Annotated in this window: 14 protein-coding genes; 9 read left to right on the top strand and 5 right to left on the bottom strand. The window is 70.3% G+C overall.

Features of this window, described 5'->3' with window-relative positions; translation table 11 throughout:
* Positions 1 to 10: 10 nt before the first annotated feature.
* Positions 11 to 1,108: an alpha/beta hydrolase-fold protein gene (locus MQE23_RS06570; protein WP_243378539.1), complete on the bottom strand. Its 1,098-nt coding sequence runs from the start codon at positions 1,106 to 1,108 to the stop codon at positions 11 to 13.
* A gap of 91 nt (positions 1,109 to 1,199) precedes the next feature.
* Here MQE23_RS06570 and MQE23_RS06565 point away from each other — a divergent pair, with 91 nt between their 5' ends.
* Genes MQE23_RS06565 through MQE23_RS06555 form a run of 3 tightly spaced genes read left to right on the top strand, consistent with a single transcriptional unit; the run spans position 1,200 to position 3,538 of the window.
* On the top strand, positions 1,200 to 1,412 hold the full coding sequence (locus MQE23_RS06565; RefSeq protein WP_020273283.1) for an MbtH family protein: 213 nt from the start codon (positions 1,200 to 1,202) through the stop codon (positions 1,410 to 1,412).
* A gap of 6 nt (positions 1,413 to 1,418) precedes the next feature.
* Positions 1,419 to 3,017: an amidohydrolase gene (locus MQE23_RS06560; RefSeq protein WP_243378538.1), complete on the top strand. Its 1,599-nt coding sequence runs from the start codon at positions 1,419 to 1,421 to the stop codon at positions 3,015 to 3,017.
* Between the two features lie 29 nt (positions 3,018 to 3,046).
* Positions 3,047 to 3,538, top strand: coding sequence for a GNAT family N-acetyltransferase (locus MQE23_RS06555; RefSeq protein ID WP_243382522.1), 492 nt, complete (start codon positions 3,047 to 3,049; stop codon positions 3,536 to 3,538).
* A gap of 18 nt (positions 3,539 to 3,556) precedes the next feature.
* On the opposite strand, the gene argB is transcribed toward MQE23_RS06555, so the two are convergent.
* The gene (argB, locus tag MQE23_RS06550) at positions 3,557 to 4,465 is read right to left on the bottom strand and encodes an acetylglutamate kinase (RefSeq protein ID WP_279345131.1); all 909 of its coding nucleotides are present in this window, start codon (positions 4,463 to 4,465) and stop codon (positions 3,557 to 3,559) included.
* 212 nt (positions 4,466 to 4,677) lie between these two features.
* Between argB and MQE23_RS06545 the strand changes: the two genes are divergently transcribed.
* Positions 4,678 to 5,337 carry a sugar transferase gene (locus MQE23_RS06545; RefSeq protein WP_243378537.1) on the top strand — a complete coding sequence of 220 codons (660 nt, stop codon included), beginning with the start codon at positions 4,678 to 4,680 and terminating at the stop codon, positions 5,335 to 5,337.
* 35 nt (positions 5,338 to 5,372) lie between these two features.
* On the opposite strand, the gene MQE23_RS06540 is transcribed toward MQE23_RS06545, so the two are convergent.
* From MQE23_RS06540 to MQE23_RS06530, 3 genes are all read right to left on the bottom strand, one after another.
* Complete coding sequence (locus tag MQE23_RS06540; RefSeq protein WP_128092582.1) at positions 5,373 to 6,503, bottom strand: hypothetical protein; 1,131 nt, start codon at positions 6,501 to 6,503, stop codon at positions 5,373 to 5,375.
* Positions 6,500 to 7,639, bottom strand: a complete 1,140-nt coding sequence (gene wecB / locus MQE23_RS06535; RefSeq protein ID WP_243378536.1) for a UDP-N-acetylglucosamine 2-epimerase (non-hydrolyzing) — start codon at positions 7,637 to 7,639, stop codon at positions 6,500 to 6,502. The genes MQE23_RS06540 and wecB overlap by 4 nt, the downstream gene beginning before the upstream one ends.
* A 150-nt stretch (positions 7,640 to 7,789) precedes the next feature.
* Positions 7,790 to 10,411, bottom strand: coding sequence for a LuxR family transcriptional regulator (locus MQE23_RS06530; RefSeq protein ID WP_243378535.1), 2,622 nt, complete (start codon positions 10,409 to 10,411; stop codon positions 7,790 to 7,792).
* Between the two features lie 300 nt (positions 10,412 to 10,711).
* Between MQE23_RS06530 and MQE23_RS06525 the strand changes: the two genes are divergently transcribed.
* From MQE23_RS06525 to MQE23_RS06505, 5 genes are all read left to right on the top strand, one after another.
* On the top strand, positions 10,712 to 11,794 hold the full coding sequence (locus MQE23_RS06525; RefSeq protein ID WP_243378534.1) for a glycosyltransferase: 1,083 nt from the start codon (positions 10,712 to 10,714) through the stop codon (positions 11,792 to 11,794).
* Positions 11,791 to 12,651, top strand: coding sequence for a hypothetical protein (locus tag MQE23_RS06520; protein WP_128092581.1), 861 nt, complete (start codon positions 11,791 to 11,793; stop codon positions 12,649 to 12,651). Before MQE23_RS06525 ends, MQE23_RS06520 begins: the two co-directional genes overlap by 4 nt.
* 56 nt (positions 12,652 to 12,707) lie before the next feature.
* Positions 12,708 to 13,484 (top strand): WecB/TagA/CpsF family glycosyltransferase, encoded by a 777-nt coding sequence (locus MQE23_RS06515; protein ID WP_243378533.1) that lies wholly within the window; start codon positions 12,708 to 12,710, stop codon positions 13,482 to 13,484.
* A complete protein-coding gene (locus tag MQE23_RS06510; RefSeq protein ID WP_020273271.1) occupies positions 13,481 to 14,938 on the top strand; it encodes an oligosaccharide flippase family protein in 1,458 nt (485 codons plus the stop codon). The genes MQE23_RS06515 and MQE23_RS06510 overlap by 4 nt, the downstream gene beginning before the upstream one ends.
* Positions 14,939 to 15,078: 140 nt before the next feature.
* Positions 15,079 to 16,437 (top strand): O-antigen ligase family protein, encoded by a 1,359-nt coding sequence (locus tag MQE23_RS06505; RefSeq protein ID WP_020273270.1) that lies wholly within the window; start codon positions 15,079 to 15,081, stop codon positions 16,435 to 16,437.
* Positions 16,438 to 16,482: the final 45 nt, after the last annotated feature.

The following is a 16,482-nucleotide window of genomic DNA, read 5'->3' as shown; positions in this document are numbered from 1 at the left end:
CCGCGGACAATCACCTGGACCCCAGTGCCCAGGCGACATCCCTCAGCAGGGCATGCCGCCACCCCACCCGATCATGCCCGGAGGCCGACCGCGAAACCCGCACGGTCGCCCCGGCCTGCTCGGCCAAAACCTCCACCGCCTCACAATGCGGCAGCATCCGCGTCTCATGCTCCCCCACGTCGAACGCGACCCGCAGCCCCGACGGATCCGCCCCCTCCCGCAGCCGCGCCGCGATCGCGCCACCCACCGGACCCCCCAACGGATCCGCCGAACCCACCGCATCGGACGTCCACCAGAACGACCCCGACTGACAGGCCACACGCGACACCACCCCCGGAAACTCCAGCGCCGCGTACACCGCACTCAACCCCCCGAGGCTCTGCCCGGCGACCACCAGCCGGTCAAGGTCGGCGGTCACCCCCGACTCCGCCACCAGCGGCAGCAGTTCGTCCCGGACCGCCTCCCACAGCTCGCCTCGGCATGCGAACTCGGCCTCCCTGTCCTTGGCCGGCAGGAAGACGAGGGTGACCGGCGGCATCTCCCCACTGGCGACCGCCGAGTCGAACGCGCTCATGGCCGGGTGCAGATACAGCCAGTCGTCCCCGTCGAGCAGCAGGACCACCGGCCCGCCACCGCCCGCCGGATGCACGCGCACGGTCCGCCGCCCACCCAGCCGTTCACTGGCCCAGCGGATCCGGGTACGGGGGAGGGGCAGCACGCCGTCGGCTCCGACAGCGGGCCAGTGCGGCTGAGGCGGCGCGTCCGGCGTCGCGGCGATGGACCGGTCACCGCCGGCCCCGACCGGGTTGAGCGGATCCGCGTACAACTCCTCGCCCACGCGGAACTGGTACGTCACCCGCAGCCGCGCGGGCATGCGCACCTCGGCGTACCAGCAGTCCGTGTCGCCGAACCGGCGCAGGGGCACCGGCTCTGACCAGCTCTCGAAGTCGATGCTCGCCGCATCGGACCCACGCCTCAGGAAGAGGGTCGTCCAGCCGTCGCCGTCGGGTATCGACGCGGGTGTCCGCGCGGCCGCCCAGAACGCGTCGGTGCCGGGTGTGCCGGGCAGTCCGAATCCGGCGAACGTGTCTTCCCCCACCAACCTCATTGCACGTCTCCTTGTGGAGCGGAAAGCGAGAAGGCTAAGCTCACTTGCGATTAGGCGAGCCTAACCTAATTTTCATAGGAGGCACCGGTACATGAGCACCAACCCCTTCGACGACTCCGACGGCCGTTTCCTCGTCCTCGTGAACGACGAGGGCCAGCACTCGCTCTGGCCGTCTTTCGCGGACGTGCCCGGGGGCTGGACGATCGCCTTCGAGGAGAACACCCGCGAGGCATGCCTGGAGTACGTCGAGGCCAACTGGACCGATCTGCGCCCCCGTTCCCTCGCCGAGTCCATGGACGCCTGACGCCCGATGCTCTGCACCAGACTGACGAACGCCCGCTTCGTCACCATGGACCCGGCCCACCCCGTCGCCCACGACCTGGGCATCTGGCGGGGGCGGATCGTCGGCCTGGACGAGGCCGTGACCTCGCTGCCCGCACGGGAGGTGATCGACCTTCAGGGCGCCACCGTACTGCCCGGGTTCATCGACGCCCACGTGCACCTGGCCTGGACCGGCCTCAAGCAGAACACGCCGAGCATCGCGGGCCGCACGCGGATCGACGAGGCCCTGGCCGTCGTGGCGGAAGCCGTCCGCCGGACCGGATCGCCCGGGGCGTGGGTCAGTATCGCCGGCTACGACCAGCGGGCCCTGGGCCGCCATCTGACCGCCGCCGAACTGGACCGGGTGAGCGACGGGCACAAGGTGTTCGTGCTCCACGACTCCGGCCACGGATGCGTCGTCAACACCTCCGTCCTGGACCTGCTGCCCGCCGACGTCCCCCACGAGAACGGCTTCCTCGCCGAGGGCGCTATGGGCGCCGCCCGCGCGCTGCGTCTTCCGTACTCCCAGGAAGAACTCGCCGAGGCGATCGGACGCGCCGCCCGGACCTGCGTCGCCGAAGGCGTCACCGCCTGCGCCGAGGCGGGCATCGGAGGCACCCTCTTCGGGCACAGCCCCGTCGAACTCGGTGCCTACCAACTCGCCCGAGAGAAGGGCCTGTTGCCGCTACGCGTTCAGCTCATGGTTGCCGCCGACCGGCTGCGGCCCGTCGCCGCGCACGAGGCCGACGGCATCCCCAGAGCCCTCGACCTCGGCCTGCGCACGGGCTTCGGCGACGACTGGCTCTCCGTCGGCGCCCTGAAGGTCTACACCGACGGCGGCATGATGGCCCGTACCGCCGCGCTGAGCACCCCGTACGAAGGGCTGGACCACACGGGGCAGTTGCAGGACGACCCGGAGACGCTCACCGAGACGATCGTGGCGGGCCACCTCGCCGGCTGGCAGCTCGCCGTGCACGCCATCGGCGACCGCGCGGCCGACGTCGCCCTCGACGCCCTGGAACGGGCCCAGCGCCTCCGCCCGCGCCACGGTGTCCGGCACCGCGTCGAACACGCGGGCCTCATCCGCCCCGACCAGCTCTCGCGCATGGCGCGGCTCGGCGTGAGCGCGGTCGTCCAGCCCAACTTCCTGCGCTACTTCGGCGACGACTACGCGGCGATCATGGGCGAGGAGCGGGCGCCGTGGCTGTACCGGGGCAAGGCATTCCTGGACCACGGCATCACCCTCGTCGGCAGCTCCGACCGGCCGGTCACCGACGGATCCCCACTGCGGGCCGTCCAGTTCATGGTCGAGCGCGCCTCGCGGTCCGGCCGGGTGATCGGCCCGGACGAGGGCATCACCGTGGACGAGGCGCTGCGCGCCTACACCGTCGCCGGCGCCTATGCCTGCCACTGGGAGGACAGCGCCGGCAGCCTCTCCCCGGGCAAGCGCGCCGACCTGGTGGTCCTCGGCGACGACCCGTGGCGCGTCGACACCTCCCGCATCGGCGACATCGAGGTCGTGGCGACGTACGTCGACGGCCGCGATCGACGCGACGGCGGATCCGAAAGCGGGGCAGGGAAGCCTTGAACACGGCCACGCCGTCCACCGCACCGCCGCTGCCGCCTGCTCCACTCACAGCGACCTCGGTCGTACGCCCCGCCCGCTCGGAGGACGCCGCCGCACTCGCGGACTTGTCCCAACCCTTCGTGCACTCGGGGGCGTTACGCCCGCGACCCGTCTCGCTCTACGCCGCCCACGCGGCCGACTTCCTCGTGGCCGAGGGACCCGACGGCACCTTGGAGGGCTGCCTGGCCCTGCGCGTCCACGCGGCAGACGCGGAGGGGAGCCGCGGTCCCGCGGGCGTCCTCTACAACTTCTGCGTGGCCCGGCACCGGCAGGGCAGCGGACTGGGAGGCCGGCTGCTGCGTGCGGTGCTGGCCAGGGCGCGCGCCCAGTCGGTGGGTTCCTTGTTCACCGCGACGGTCGGCAGCGGCAGCCTCTTCCTGCGGCACGGGTTCGCCCCGGCCGGCCTGCGCCTCGCGCCTCCGGCCTGGGCGACGTCCCTGGACCCGCGCCGCAACGCGCGCGTCCTCGCGCGAACCCTCTGACGGCGGCGGATCCGGCCCTCAGGGGGAGCTCGCTCCGGCGCACGGGGCATCGGAGCTGTGCTCCGGCAACACCGTGGTACCGGGGCTGTTCCGGCCCAGCACGCCCCGCAACAGTGCGTGCGGCACGCGGCCGTCGAGCACATGCGCCCCGCGCACGCCGCCGCGGACGGCCCGCAGACAGCCCTCCATCTTCGGCAGCATCCCGGCCGCCAACCCCGGTAGCAGCTCGGCCAGTTCATCCGCCGTCAGGCGCTCGACCACCTCGGTGCTGTGCGGCCAGTCGGCGTACAGCCCCGCCACGTCGGTGAGCACCACCAGACGGGCGGCGCCGAGGGCGACGGCCAGTGCCGACGCCGCCAGATCGGCGTTCACGTTGTAGACCTGCGTGTCCTCACCGCGGGCCACGGGGGAGACCACGGGGATGTGCCCCTGCTCCAGGAGCGTGCGCACCGCGCGCGGGTTCACGTCGACGACGTCACCGACCAGACCGATGTCCACCGCCCGGCCGCCCACCCAGGCCGGCCGCCGCACGGCCGTCATGGTGTGCGCGTCCTCGCCCGTCATCCCCACGGCGAGCGGGCCATGAGCGTTGATGTGACCGACCAGCTCCCGCTGGACCCGTCCCGTCAGCACCATGCGCACCACGTCCATGGTCTCCGGGGTGGTGACCCTGAGACCCGCCTCGAAACGGCTCTCCAGGCCGAGGCGGTCGAGCATCGCGCTGATCTGCGGTCCGCCGCCGTGCACGACCACCGGGCGCAGACCCGCGCGCCACAGCTCCACGACGTCGTGGGCGAACGCCTGCTGGAGGCCGGGGTCCACCATGGCGTGGCCGCCGTACTTGACGACGACCGTGCTGCCCCTGAGCTCCTCCGGCGGGCGGAACTTCTCGGTGGGGCAGGTCGCGACCTGATCGGTTCGGCTCACGCTCACAGGTGTCACTTAACTGAGCCTAACCTAATTAGACCTGGTCGGGGAGTGCCGCTCCGGCTGAGTAGGAGCGTCGTCGCTCGGCGTATCTGGGTATCCCGCTGTTAAAAATCGGGTCCGGTTGCCGATGAAGCTGCCTCGGCGGCCACCGCAGACTGCTTGCATAACCCCTGAACCCGGTCAAACCAACCCAGAAGGACCTTCCCGAGATGTCAGCGCATGCCGATATCCCGCCACGTCTCGATTGCGGCCTTGTTGCAGCGAGTAGCCGCCAACTGCTCGGGAAGCGTGTTTTTGACCTCGTCCTCGCCCTGCTTGCACTGATCCTTCTGTCGCCGGTCTTTCTGGTGGCGGCATGCGCGATCAAGCTGTCTTCCGCGGGACCGGTCCTTTTCCTGCAAGAGCGAGTCGGCCGCGACGGGAAGCCCTTCAGGATGTTCAAGTTTCGCTCGATGTGTCTGGATGCGGAGCGTCAGCGGTCGGCGTATCTGGACCTGAACGAATGCGCCGGTCCCCTCTTCAAGATCGGTCACGATCCGAGGGTCACCCCGGTGGGACGCGTTCTTCGCACGTGGAGCATCGATGAGCTGCCACAGCTGCTGAACGTCATACACGGCGAGATGAGCCTCGTCGGCCCACGGCCTCCCCTTCCGGAGGAGTGTGAGCTCTATGGTCCGCGGGAGCGGCTGCGATTGCTCGTGAAGCCCGGTATCACATGCATCTGGCAGGTCAGCGGCCGCTCCGACGTCGAGTTCGCCGAACAAGTGCGGATGGACCTGGACTACATCGCCCAGTGGGACCTCCTGCTGGACATCACGCTCCTGGTCAGGACGGTGCCGGCCGTGCTCGCGCGCCGAGGCGCGTACTGAGGGCTTCCCAGGGGGCGAGGCTCACAAGGCGAAGCTCACACCAGCAGCTCCGAGACGACTGCGTGCAGGTTCAGGGGGTCCTGGGGATCCTGATCGGCGCCGCGGGCGTGAAGGAGCAGCGCCTGGTGGGTGAACATCGCAGACCAGGCATTGGCGATGTCCTGACCGCCTGAGAAGAGGACGCCCCCGTCCGGTCGCACGGAGCCGAGCAGGGCCCGCGTCAGCCCCTCCAGACGCCCGGACCAGTGGTCCCCCCGCAGGTAACCACGGCCGCGCAGCAGGAGGCCGATGCGCAAGGCCTGGGCGAGAACGTCGGAACGTACGATCCCCCCTCCTGCGGTCTCCGCAAGGGTTCCGTCATCGGCCTGCAGTCCCATGAGGCGCGCGTAGAGCCTTTCGACGACCTCCAGCGCCTCGTCTTCCGCATGTGGCGCCCCGATCAGCAGGCCCTCGATCCCGTAGAGGAGCGGGTGCAACTCGCGGCACGGCCAGCCTTGCTGCAACACCGCCTCCCAGTGCTCGCAGGTCCGCCGGCAGATCCGCCTGAGAGGTGTCCTGAGCGCGCCATCAGGAATCCGGAGCAAGGCCGCAGCCGCCTTCAGATGGTGCGGACCGGGTCGCGTCGACCAACGGTCGGGCAGTGGCGCGCCGCCGACCGCGTCATGGGACGGCAGGACGGCGGCTCCCGAACAGATGCCTTCGACGATGGTGCAGAGGTCGGCGGCGAGCTTCCCCTCTGTTCCGTGCCGGAAACTTGCGACTCCCCGCGCTGCCATCGCCAGGTCGAACGTGAACACGCCGGCGTTCCGCCAATCGGAGCGACCGGCCGACAGGTACAGCCGTGTCGGCGGAACTTCATGTTCCGAGACGGTGCGAGTGATCCAGTCCAACGCCTGCCGGCCGTGCTCGTCTGCATCCGCGGCACGGTCCGGAGAGCTCGCCGAGCCCGAGGCCAACCAGGCCATCGTGGTCAGGTAGTAGCCGGTGATCTCGAGGTATACGAATTCTGGTCGCCCCTCCCGATCCAGCCATCCGGCGACCGCTCCGCGCTGGGCGCCCTCCTCGATCTGAACCCCGCTGTGCAGCAACCATCGCTCGATGCGCCGGGCAGCCTCAGCTGTCTCCGCAGACAGAGCGGTACCGGTGATCGGGGACGCCGCCGTCATCGCCGGCACTCCGTGCGTACCGATGGCGCCATCTCCTCGCCGAGGATCTTCACGATCCGCTCGCCGGCGAGGCCGTCCCCGTAGGGGTCATGGCGAGTGGCCATGCGTGCATAGAGGACGGGGTCCTCGAGCAGTGCGGCCACCGCTGCGACGATGTCGTGCTGATCGGTTCCTACAAGGTTGGATGTTCCGGCCCTGAGGGGCTCCTCGCGTTCCGTGCGACGGTTGACCACGAGGAGCGGTTTACCCAAGGCTGGTGCCTCCTCCTGGATGCCGCCCGAATCCGTCACTATCACATACGAGTCGGCGAGCATGTGCGTGAACGGGATGTAGCTGCATGGCGCCAGCACCTCGACGTTCGGGGGGCGGGTTCCGTTAAGCATCTGCTGGATCATCTGGATGACCGGCGGAGACGGGTGACGCACCAACTGGAATTGCACGTCGGGGTAGAGACTCGCCAGCTGCCGGACGGCGCCGAAGACGGATCTGATCCCGTCGGGGATGCTCTCGCGCCTGTGTGTGGTGATCACAATTCGACGTTGTCCTTCGGAGGGCGCGGCCGTTTGGCGCGGTTGTGAGCGGGCCCAGTAGAGCGCGTCGATGCCGGTGTTCCCGGTGAGGAATATCCGGTCCGATGCCACCCCCTCACGTACGAGGTTGGCCGCAGCCGTCTCGCTGGGGGCGAAGTGCAGATCCGCGATCGCGCCGACGATCCGCCGGTGGCCCTCTTCGGGCCAAGGGGCACGGTTGTCATAGGTCCGCAGGCCGGCTTCGACGTGAGCCACTCGCGTGGAGGAGTGAAAGGCCGCGACGCCGGCGGCCATCGTGGTCGTCGTGTCGCCCTGAACCATGACCACGTCCGGGCGCAGCCGGTCACAGATGTCGGCGGCCCACTGAGCCACTTTCCACGCCACCTCAGCAGGCCGTTGGTTCTTTCGCATCACCGCCAACTGGTAGTCGGCGCTCATCCCGAACGTCGTGAGGGCATCGGACAACAGCTCTGCATGCTGGCCGCTGGAGCACACGATCGTCTCGAAGGTCGAATCCAGGTCGCGTAGTGCCCGAATGGGCGAATACATCTTGATGACCTCGGGCCGTGTGCCCACGAACGTGACCACGCGGATGCGCCTCGCCATGTGCCACCACTCCTACGTCCGGCGCCGGCAAGAGATGCGTCCAGTCTGAGGGGGTGTTCGGGGCAGGTTCATCGGTAACCGGACCCAGCTTTTCGCGGCGGGATGCCCAGATACCGGGAGTGGCCGTCACCGCACTTCGAGTGTTCGCCGTCAGGAGAGTCCGGACCGGTCCTGGTCAAGCGGGATGGCGGCCTCCTCGCGCGTGTGGACGCCGAGTTTCGCGAGCACGGCGGCCACGTGATGTGCGGCGGTCTTGGGGGTGATGTAGAGCCGGGCGGCGATCTCCCTGTTGCTGAGTCCCTCGCGCAGCAGGTGCTGGACCTCCCGCTCCCGCTTGGTCAGGCCGTACGGGTTGGCGCACGTCGAGGCGCGCTTGCCGTACGAGGTGCGCCGCACCCCGGCCGCCCGCAGGCGTTCCCAGGCGCGCTCCGCAGCGGGTCGGGCCCCCAGGGAGCGGAAGGTCTCCAGTGCCTGCCGTATGGCGGGTACATCACCGCCGAGGCGGGCCAGCGCCGCGTCGTACGGACAACCGAGCTCCTCCCACACGCGCACCGCCTCGCGCCACTGCCCGGCCAGTTCCAGGGCGTACGGCTCTGCCGCCCGCGTCTGCGGGGGTTCGCCGCCCGTCAGCCGGGACCAGCGCAGCAGTCCGCCGACGAGCCAGGGGTCGCTGTCGATGGTGACGGCCTTCAGACCGTGTTCGGCCTCCGCCACGGCGAGGCTGTCGTCCCCTTCGAGCCAGGCCGCCTCGGCGCGGGCGGCCCATACCGGGCCCGCCAGGAAGAGATCCGCGTCTTCGCCGTACGAGAGTGCCTCGTCCAGCAGTGGCCACACCCCCGGTTCGCCTCGGCGGGCCCTGACCAGCGCTGACGTCACCAAGGGCAGCAGCCGGTGCACCGGCTGGGGGTTCCGGTCGAGCACGTCGCCCGCCTTCTGGGCGGCCCGTGCCCACTGGCCACGGTGCAGCATGCCGAGGCCGGCCGTTCCGAGGGCCAGCACGAGGAACATCGGGAGTTCGTGTTCGCGGCAGTACGCGCAGGTGCGGACGGTCAGTCGATCGAGGCGCGGCAGATCGTGATGGAGTGCCGCGGTCCAGCAGGCCACCGCTCCGACCTTACAGGCGTCGTCCGTCAGGCCCTCCTCGGCCATGGCCGCGTGCCAGGCGTCCTCGAAACTCGGCCAGCCCTGCCCGCGGCAGGCCACGTTCACCAGGGCCTCGCAGACACGCGCATGGGCCTTCAGCGCGGGTTCGCCCAGGCCCAGCCCCAGTTCGGTGGCCTTGCCCGCGTAATCGGCCGTCGTCGCGGGGTCGTAGCCGAGGCAGGCCAGTTGGGCGAGGTGGGCGTAGGCCCAGGCGAGTTCCCGGGGCGCGTCCTCGCCTTCCAGCACGCGCACGGCGTCCAGGCCCGCTCTCCAGGCGTCCGTCCGGTGGACCGCCAGCCAGTGCATGTGGGAGAGCCGGCGCAGGTCCTCTGCCTCGCGGCGCCGGTCGCCCTGCTCGTGGCGCAGCAGGACCGCTTCGTCCCAGGCGTCGATCGCCTCCGGAACGTTCCCGGTCACGTAGTTCTCGTACGCCTGGGCTTCGAGCAGTTCGACACGCTGTGCGGACGGTGCGGAAGCCGGGTTGCGCACGGCGCGGCCGTACAGTTCGGCGGCCTCCCGGTGCGAGCCGAGCGCCGCAGCGTAGGAGGCTGCCCGCGGGGCGTACTCGGCCACGGCCCCTTCGTCCCCGGCCTGCTCGGCGTGGAAGGCGAGCTGGGCGAGATCGACCGGGTCGACCGGTCCGGAGCGCAAGGCCGCCAGGACGCGGCCGTGCAGCCTGGCGCGCCGGTAGACCGGGAGCGACTCCCAGACGGCCCGGCGCGCCAGCTCGTTGCGGAAGCACAGCACCGGACCGTCCGGGCGCAGCACACCCGATGCCAGGCAGTCCTCCAGCCCCGTGGCGGCCTCCCGTGATACGGCGGCGATCAACGGTTCGGTCGCGCGGGGCCCGATGACGGCCACCGTCTCCGCCGCTTCCCGGGCCCGGTCCGGGAGCCGGGCTATTCGGCCCAGTACCGCTTCGCGCACAGTGGCGGGGACGCCGGGAGCGCGGGCTGCCAGGACTTCTGTGACGTAGAACGGGTTTCCGTGCGTGTTGCTGAACAGCTCGTGGGCGTCCACCGGGTGCCCGGCCGCGGCCGTCAGATCGGCGACCGCTCGGCGGCTCAGCGGCTCCAGGGTGCACCGGTGGACCGCGGCCAAAGCGGCGAGGTCGCCCAGTACCGCCGCCAGCGGGTGTGTGGAGCCGATCTCATCGTCGCGGTAGGTGGCCAGGAGCAGGAGGGGGATCCGGTCGATCCGCCGGGCCAGGAAGCGCACCAGGTCCAAAGTGGCCTGATCGGCCCAGTTCAGGTCCTCGATCACCAGCAGCGTCGGCTGCCCTCCCGCCTGGCCGCCGAGCGCCGTGAGCACTCCGTTGAAGATGCCGCCCGGGTCGGTACGCCGACGCAAGCCCGCCTCCAGGGCCTGGGTCACCGGCGGGCCGAGCAGCGTGGCGACGTCCATCAAGGGGCCCAGAGGGCGCGGCGCGGAGAGCGGGTCGCAGGCCCCGAGCAGAACCCGGGCGCGCCCCGCACCGCCCATCTCCTCCGCGAAGCGCCGCACGACCGCGGTCTTGCCGATACCGGCCTCACCGCGCAACAGCACCAGCTGTCCGTGGCCGAGTTCGGCCTGGTCCAGGCAGTCTGCGAGATCCTGCAGTACGGCGCCGCGTTCGAGAAGATCGGTCACGGCTGTCCCCAGGGTGGATGCGTCGTGTATCCGAACACCTTCAGTCTAAGGATCTTCGGGCCTGCACGCCTTCACGCCCGCTTCGGGCAGGCCGGAGGCCGGCGCTCCGAGTAAGGGCTCGTCGCTCGGCGTATCTGGGTAGCCCGCAGTGAAAAGTTGGGTCCGGTTACCGATGAACCCGCCTCGGCACCACCGCAGACTGCTGGCATGTGCCCCGAACCCGTCCGAATCAACCCAGAGGGTCCGTTCAACCCAGAGGGTCCGTCCCGGATGCCCGGGCACGTCCCTGACCGCGCGAGCATGACCCGGTCCGCCCGCCCCGAGATCCACTTGTTCGAACCATCGGGATACGCCGGGGTCTTCCAGCATGCCTGCCGCCTCGGTCAGCTCCTCGGCGAGTCCGGCCGGCACGTGGTGCTCCACACCGGGCACGAGCACGAAAAGGTGCGCATCGATGGCGTCGACCTGTGCCCGTGCTCGTGGTGGCCACGTGATCGTCGTGGCGGCGCTCGCCGCCCCAGCGCCATCGCCCGCAGGTTCGTCTGCCGTACGCTGCCGCACCTTCACGCCGCGGTACCCCCCGGCGCGGTCCTTCATGTGCAGGGGATCGCCGCGGCGGGGGCCCTGACACTTCTCGCACTGAGCGTCGGGCGGTTCAGGGATCGTCTGGTGGTCTACTCACCGCACGACACGTTCTCGAGACGGGGGCGTGTGGACGGCGCGTTGCTGCGGCTCGCCCTTCGAGTCCCGCACGAGGTCATCGTCTACTCCCATGCGGACGTCGAGGTCCTTCGCCGCCGCGGTCTCGAGGGGCACTGTTCTCCGCTCGTCCAGCTCGTGCCTGCGGCCTCGGACGACGAGCGGCTCGCGTGGCGCAACGAGTGGCGTGCCGGCACGGACGTGTCCGTCGTCCTTTTCGCCGGATGCATCCGACCCGAGAAGCGGCTCGACGTGCTTGTCGAGAGTGCTCGCCAGTGGCCCGCGAACCGGCGATTGGCCGTCGTGGGTGAAGACCGTGGCGGGTGGGCCCACTGCGCAGAACTCGCACATGCCCACGGCGTCGACGTCGTCGCACGAGTGGGGTTCCTCGAGCTCGGAGAGTTCGCGGCGGCGATCTCGGCGGCGGATCTCGTCGTCCTGCCCTATGACAAGGCGAGCCAGAGCGGGGTGCTCGCGGTTGCCCGTCAGCTGCGCACCCCGACCGTCGCGGCGAACGTGGGTGGCCTGCGGGAACTTGCCTCGCGGACCTTCCGGGCGGGTGATCCGCACGATCTCAACCGTGCCATCGACGCGCAGTTGGCCTGCGCCGTGGCACCCGATCCGACTCTCGACGAGGACCTGGCGGTCACCATGCACCTTCTCGCATACGGGCAGCCGGCATGACCACGGATCTGCATCGGCATCCCCTGGGGACGTCCACGGCATCGGATGGCAAGCGGCCCGAAGCGCCACACGACAGCGGCGCCCGTTCGGGCGCTGTCGGGATCCGCGACGTTGTGCGCTGGTGGCCACTCGTGGTGCTCACCACGCTCGCCGCCGTAGTGGCGAGCGTGGTGGCCTTGGGGCCACGAGCCCCTTCCTACAGTTCGACCGTGAGAATGCCGGTCACGCCTCTCGCGCAATCGGACGAGACATTCCTCGGAACCAGCCTCGTTCGCGATGCGGGCGATGCCAACCGCACCTCCTCCACGGTGGCGCGAGTGCTGGACTCCCACCGTGTCGCGCTCGGGACCGCCCAGTCCCTCGGCGGTCGCTGGACTCCCGGATCCGTCCGCTCTGCCGTCGACGTCACGGTCGGCGAAACGAACCTGATCGAGGTCACCGCCCGAGGGGCCGACCCGGACCAGGCGGTCCGCCTGGCTAGGACGTTCGCACAGACGGCTCTGAAGGATCGGTGGCAGACGATCTCCGCGCAACTGGATCGCCGCATCGCCTTCGCGACCAGGAACACCGCGGCGGATCCGAACGCCGGGGAAGAGTCCCGGAGGCTGCAACTTCTCAACTTCGTCCGCGAGAGCGGAGCGGATCCCACCCTGAGTATCGACTCGATCAGTCCGGCGGTGCGCGTCAAGGAGATGCCCGCAGCCGTGATGATCGGCCTGGCGGCAGGTGGTGGGATGTTCCTCGGCATTCTCGGAGCCGTCGGGATCGAGCGAATCAGGCGCCGCGCGCAGAGCGACGACGTCGCGACCGCCAGACGCGAGCCAGATGTGTCCTCACCGGAAATCATCGGGAAGTGAGTCCGATGTCGTTCCCTGCCCCCGGGGCGCCTCCGCCTCGGCGGATCCCACGTCTCATGGGCATGCCCATCCATGCGGTGACGCTGGACGAGGCGGTCGGTCAGGTGTTCGACAGCTTGGCGGACGGCCGGGGCGGGACAGTGCTGACGCCGAACATCGACATCTTGCGGCAGTACCGGCGCTCGCCGGATCTGCGGCGGGTGTTCGAACACACCGAACTCGTCGTCACCGACGGCATGCCGCTGGTGGTCGCGCTGCGGATCCAGCGAACCCCGGCGCCCCAGCAGATCACGGGCACGGACATGCTCCGGGCCCTGGCCGCGGGAGCAGGTGCGCACGGGCGCTCGGTCCTGCTCGCAGGGGGTCGCCCCGGCGAGGCACAGCGGGCCGCCGACCGTCTCACGCAGGTGACCCCGGGGCTGCGTGCCGAAACCTACCCGTGCTACGTCCGGCCCGACACCATGGCCGGAGAGCTGGCGGCCCTCTCGCGCACACTGATCGCCTCGTCCCCGGACATCGTGTTCCTCGGTCTGCCCTTCGCGAGCCAGGTATCGGTCATGACCGATCTGCGCCCCGCCTTGCCGGGCACCTGGTTCGTGGGTGTGGGCTCGAGTTTCGATTTCATCAACGGCGATCGCACACGCCCCCCGGATCTCGTGCGCCGGCTCTGCCTGGAGTGGGCCTGGCGGCTCACGAGACAGCCCTGGCTCTGGCGCCGCTACCTGGTCCAGGGGGTTCCCCCCGCCGCTCGCCTGGCCGTCGACGCCCTGCGCCTGCGGTGGCGGCGCGACGGGGAATCCGCGACGTCGACCGGCAGCCAGGCACTGCCGTGAGCGTCAGCGCCAAGGGCGTCCCCAGGCCGCGCGAGCTGACCGGGCGCAGCCTGATCGCCTCCGCTTCATGGATGACCGGAAGTCATCTGGTCGCCCAGGCCTTCGCCTATGGATCGCTCATCTTCCTCGCACGACGCCTGCCACCGGCCAGCTTCGGGACCGTGGCGGTCGGAACAGCCGTCGTCTACATCGCGACCCTGCTGGTGGAACGCGGCACCTACGGCGGCATCATGGTGCATCCGCGTCTCACCCGGGCCTACCTCGTAGGCGCCTTCTGGCGCTGCTTCCTCATCGCCGCAGGACTCGCCGCAGCGATGGCGGCGTCCGCAGGACCCCTCGTGGGCACCTTCGCAGGAGGCGGAGACGCGCCTGCCGTCGCGCTGCTCGCCGTCTGCCTGCCGCTGCACGCGATCGCCGTCGTCCCCACGGCGCTGCTGCACAAGTCGATGCGGTTCCGGCGGCTCGCCTGGGCCACGGCCGTCGCCAACATGGTGTCCGCGGCGGTGGCCGTGGCCGCGGTCCTGGCCGGCGCGGGCGTCTGGTCGCTGGTGGCGCGCCAAGTGGTGTTGTTCGGTCTGCTGGCGGTGCTCACCACCGCGCTGTGTCTGCCCGGTCTCCGGCATGGACCGGCGGCGCCGGACGCCTCCGGCGCCGCCGACCACGCGCGCACCGCCAATCGGTGGTTCTTCCTGTTCGGCGTCACCATGATGCTGGCCGCCAACCTCGACTACCTGGTGGTCGGCCTCTCCAGCGATGCGAGTCTCGTCGGTCTCTACGCTCTGGCCTTCACCATCGCCATGGCTCCCTCGACGCAATTCTCGGAGCAGGTCGGCAAGGTGCTCTTCGCCGCCGCCGCGTCCAGCCCTGAGACCAGCGGGGAGCGGACGGTGCAGTCCGTGCGCCTGATGTCGGCGCTCCTGCTGCCGCTGCTGCCGGCCGGCATCCTGCTCGCACCGGTGGTGCTTCCGGCCGTCCTGGGACCCGAATGGGCGGGCATGGTGACCGCCTTCCAGGTGCTGTGGCTGGCCGGCATCGGTTACGCCATCGACAACTGCATAGGTGAGGCGCTCTCCGGGACCGGACACATCGACTTCCGCGCGAAAGTCATGGCCGCCCGTTGTATCGCTACGGCCATCGCTCTGTGGGTCCTCGTGTCGATCGACGGGATCCGTGGGGCCGCACTGGCGCACGTTGTGGTCTTCCTGCCGTACGTGGCGGTGTATGCCACCGTCGGTGCACGGCTCGCCGGGACCACACCCGGAGACCTCTGGCATGCTCTGCGCCCGATCGTGGCCGCGGTGGCATGGCAGGTGGTGGTGACTTTCGCCCTGCTCTTCTCCCTGAGGGCCGCGGGGACGTCCGACAGCGTCGCCGTCTGCGCCGCAGGCGCTGCCGGGCTGGCGGCGTCGGGGCTCTTGCTGCTCCGGACCTTCGTCGGGAGGCGATCCCAGTGACATGGGCAGTGGCCGGACGGAAGCGGGCGCCATCGTCGCCGCCGCTCGCGTCCGGACCGGGCCGTCGCGCCCTGGGCACGACGTGCGTCGCCATGCTGGCGGCACTTGCGTTCGGGGCCCTCCTACCCGGTGCGCCGCTCATGGCCGTCGCCGCGATCGTGGTGATCCCGCTGGCGTTCGGGGCACCGGTCGCCGCCCTGTCCGTTCTGGTCGCCGTCACGGTGTTGGTGCCCTTCGAGGTGCAGGACCAGTTCTCCGCCGTCGGCGGGTCCGGCCGGCCCGGGCTGCTGCTCGTCGACGTCCTCCTCGTCCTCGGACTGTGCCGGGTCGGATGGCTGATCCTGACGCGCCGGCTGGAGACCGACATGCCGCTTCTCGCCGCCGCGGGCGTCGCCCTGGTGGTCACCGGGGCCCTGGTGTGGGGAATAACGCACGGAGCCGCCGTGAGCGAGGCGGGCCATGAGGCCCGTCGTGTGATGCTCGGGGTGGGCGCGTTCGTGCTGGCGTGGCCGGTGGTTCGTGACAAGGCGGCCCGCCGACGTCTCGACGGGGCACTGATCGCTCTCGGGCTGGCTCTGGGGGTCTGGGGGCTGATCCAGTGGGGGTTCTCCATCGACTACACGAGCTCGGCCGATGTCGGCGTCCGCAAGGGCGTGGACCTCACCTCGTCGGAACGCGGTTCACTGCAGGGCGGGCTGTACGCGTACCCGGTCGCCGTGACGCTGGCGTGGGCCGCGCTGGTGTCCGGTCGCGTGCGGTCGATCGCGCTCCGGTGGCTGTTGGCGGCGATCGTGTGCTTGAACGCGATCTGCCTCTGGCTCACGTACGAGCGGACCTTCTGGGTGGCCACGGTGGTGGCCTGCGCCGTCGTGGTGATGATGTCGGGGGCCCACGCGCGCCGGATCGCGGCGAAGTGGGCGCCGCTCGGTGCTGTGTCACTGCTCGTGTGCCTCGCCGTGCTCGCACCCGGCGAGATCCGAACGGCCGTGCAGCGCCTGGTCTCGGTCACTCAACTCGAGGTCGACAAGTCCTACGAGTACCGGGTGATCGAATCGCAGGTCGTCCTGGACGAGATCAAAAGCCGGCCCCTGACCGGATCGGGCTTCGGCGCCACGATCACCTGGAGCAAGGACAACACGTTCGACACCCTGACGACCCCCTTCGCCCACAACGGCTACCTCTGGCTGGCATGGAAGATCGGGATACCGGCGGCGGCCTTCCTCGTGCTCGTGATCGCAGCGGCGGTCGTGCGGCGGGGCCCGTCCGGGGAGGACTGGCGGCGGCACACCCTCCGGATCGGCAGCCGAGCGGCCCTGCTCGCCCTTCTCCTCACCGGTGTGACCTTTCCGGCTTTCGACGCTCTGGGCATCACCGCGGTGATGGGCTTGCTGGTCGCCGTGTGCTTCCGCGGTGGTGACGACGTCGCCTCGGCAAGACCGCTGCCGCCGCTCCGCGGCGGTGCGCCGGAGCAGGCCCGGCCGCGTGTGCGGCCGAGGTGAGGAGACGATGCCCTCGTGCCGGCCACCCGGTGTTCTCATGACAAG

This window comes from Streptomyces sp. HP-A2021 (assembly GCF_022807935.1).
In the GTDB taxonomy this organism is placed as follows: Bacteria; Actinomycetota; Actinomycetes; order Streptomycetales; family Streptomycetaceae; genus Streptomyces; species Streptomyces afghaniensis.
Note: the sequence above shows the minus strand (reverse complement) of the source record. Positions and strands in the feature narration are given on the sequence as shown.

Bases quoted from the DNA above. Each gene is read 5' to 3' on its own strand.
- MQE23_RS06570 (WP_243378539.1), bottom strand. From the start codon at position 1,108: ATGAGGTTGGTGGGGGAAGACACGTTCGCCGGATTCGGACTGCCCGGC.
- MQE23_RS06565 (WP_020273283.1), top strand. From the start codon at position 1,200: ATGAGCACCAACCCCTTCGACGACTCCGACGGCCGTTTCCTCGTCCTC.
- MQE23_RS06560 (WP_243378538.1), top strand. From the start codon at position 1,419: ATGCTCTGCACCAGACTGACGAACGCCCGCTTCGTCACCATGGACCCG.
- MQE23_RS06545 (WP_243378537.1), top strand. From the start codon at position 4,678: ATGTCAGCGCATGCCGATATCCCGCCACGTCTCGATTGCGGCCTTGTT.
- MQE23_RS06540 (WP_128092582.1), bottom strand. From the start codon at position 6,503: ATGACGGCGGCGTCCCCGATCACCGGTACCGCTCTGTCTGCGGAGACA.
- wecB (WP_243378536.1), bottom strand. From the start codon at position 7,639: ATGGCGAGGCGCATCCGCGTGGTCACGTTCGTGGGCACACGGCCCGAG.
- MQE23_RS06525 (WP_243378534.1), top strand. From the start codon at position 10,712: ATGACCCGGTCCGCCCGCCCCGAGATCCACTTGTTCGAACCATCGGGA.
- MQE23_RS06520 (WP_128092581.1), top strand. From the start codon at position 11,791: ATGACCACGGATCTGCATCGGCATCCCCTGGGGACGTCCACGGCATCG.
- MQE23_RS06515 (WP_243378533.1), top strand. From the start codon at position 12,708: ATGGGCATGCCCATCCATGCGGTGACGCTGGACGAGGCGGTCGGTCAG.
- MQE23_RS06505 (WP_020273270.1), top strand. From the start codon at position 15,079: ATGGCCGTCGCCGCGATCGTGGTGATCCCGCTGGCGTTCGGGGCACCG.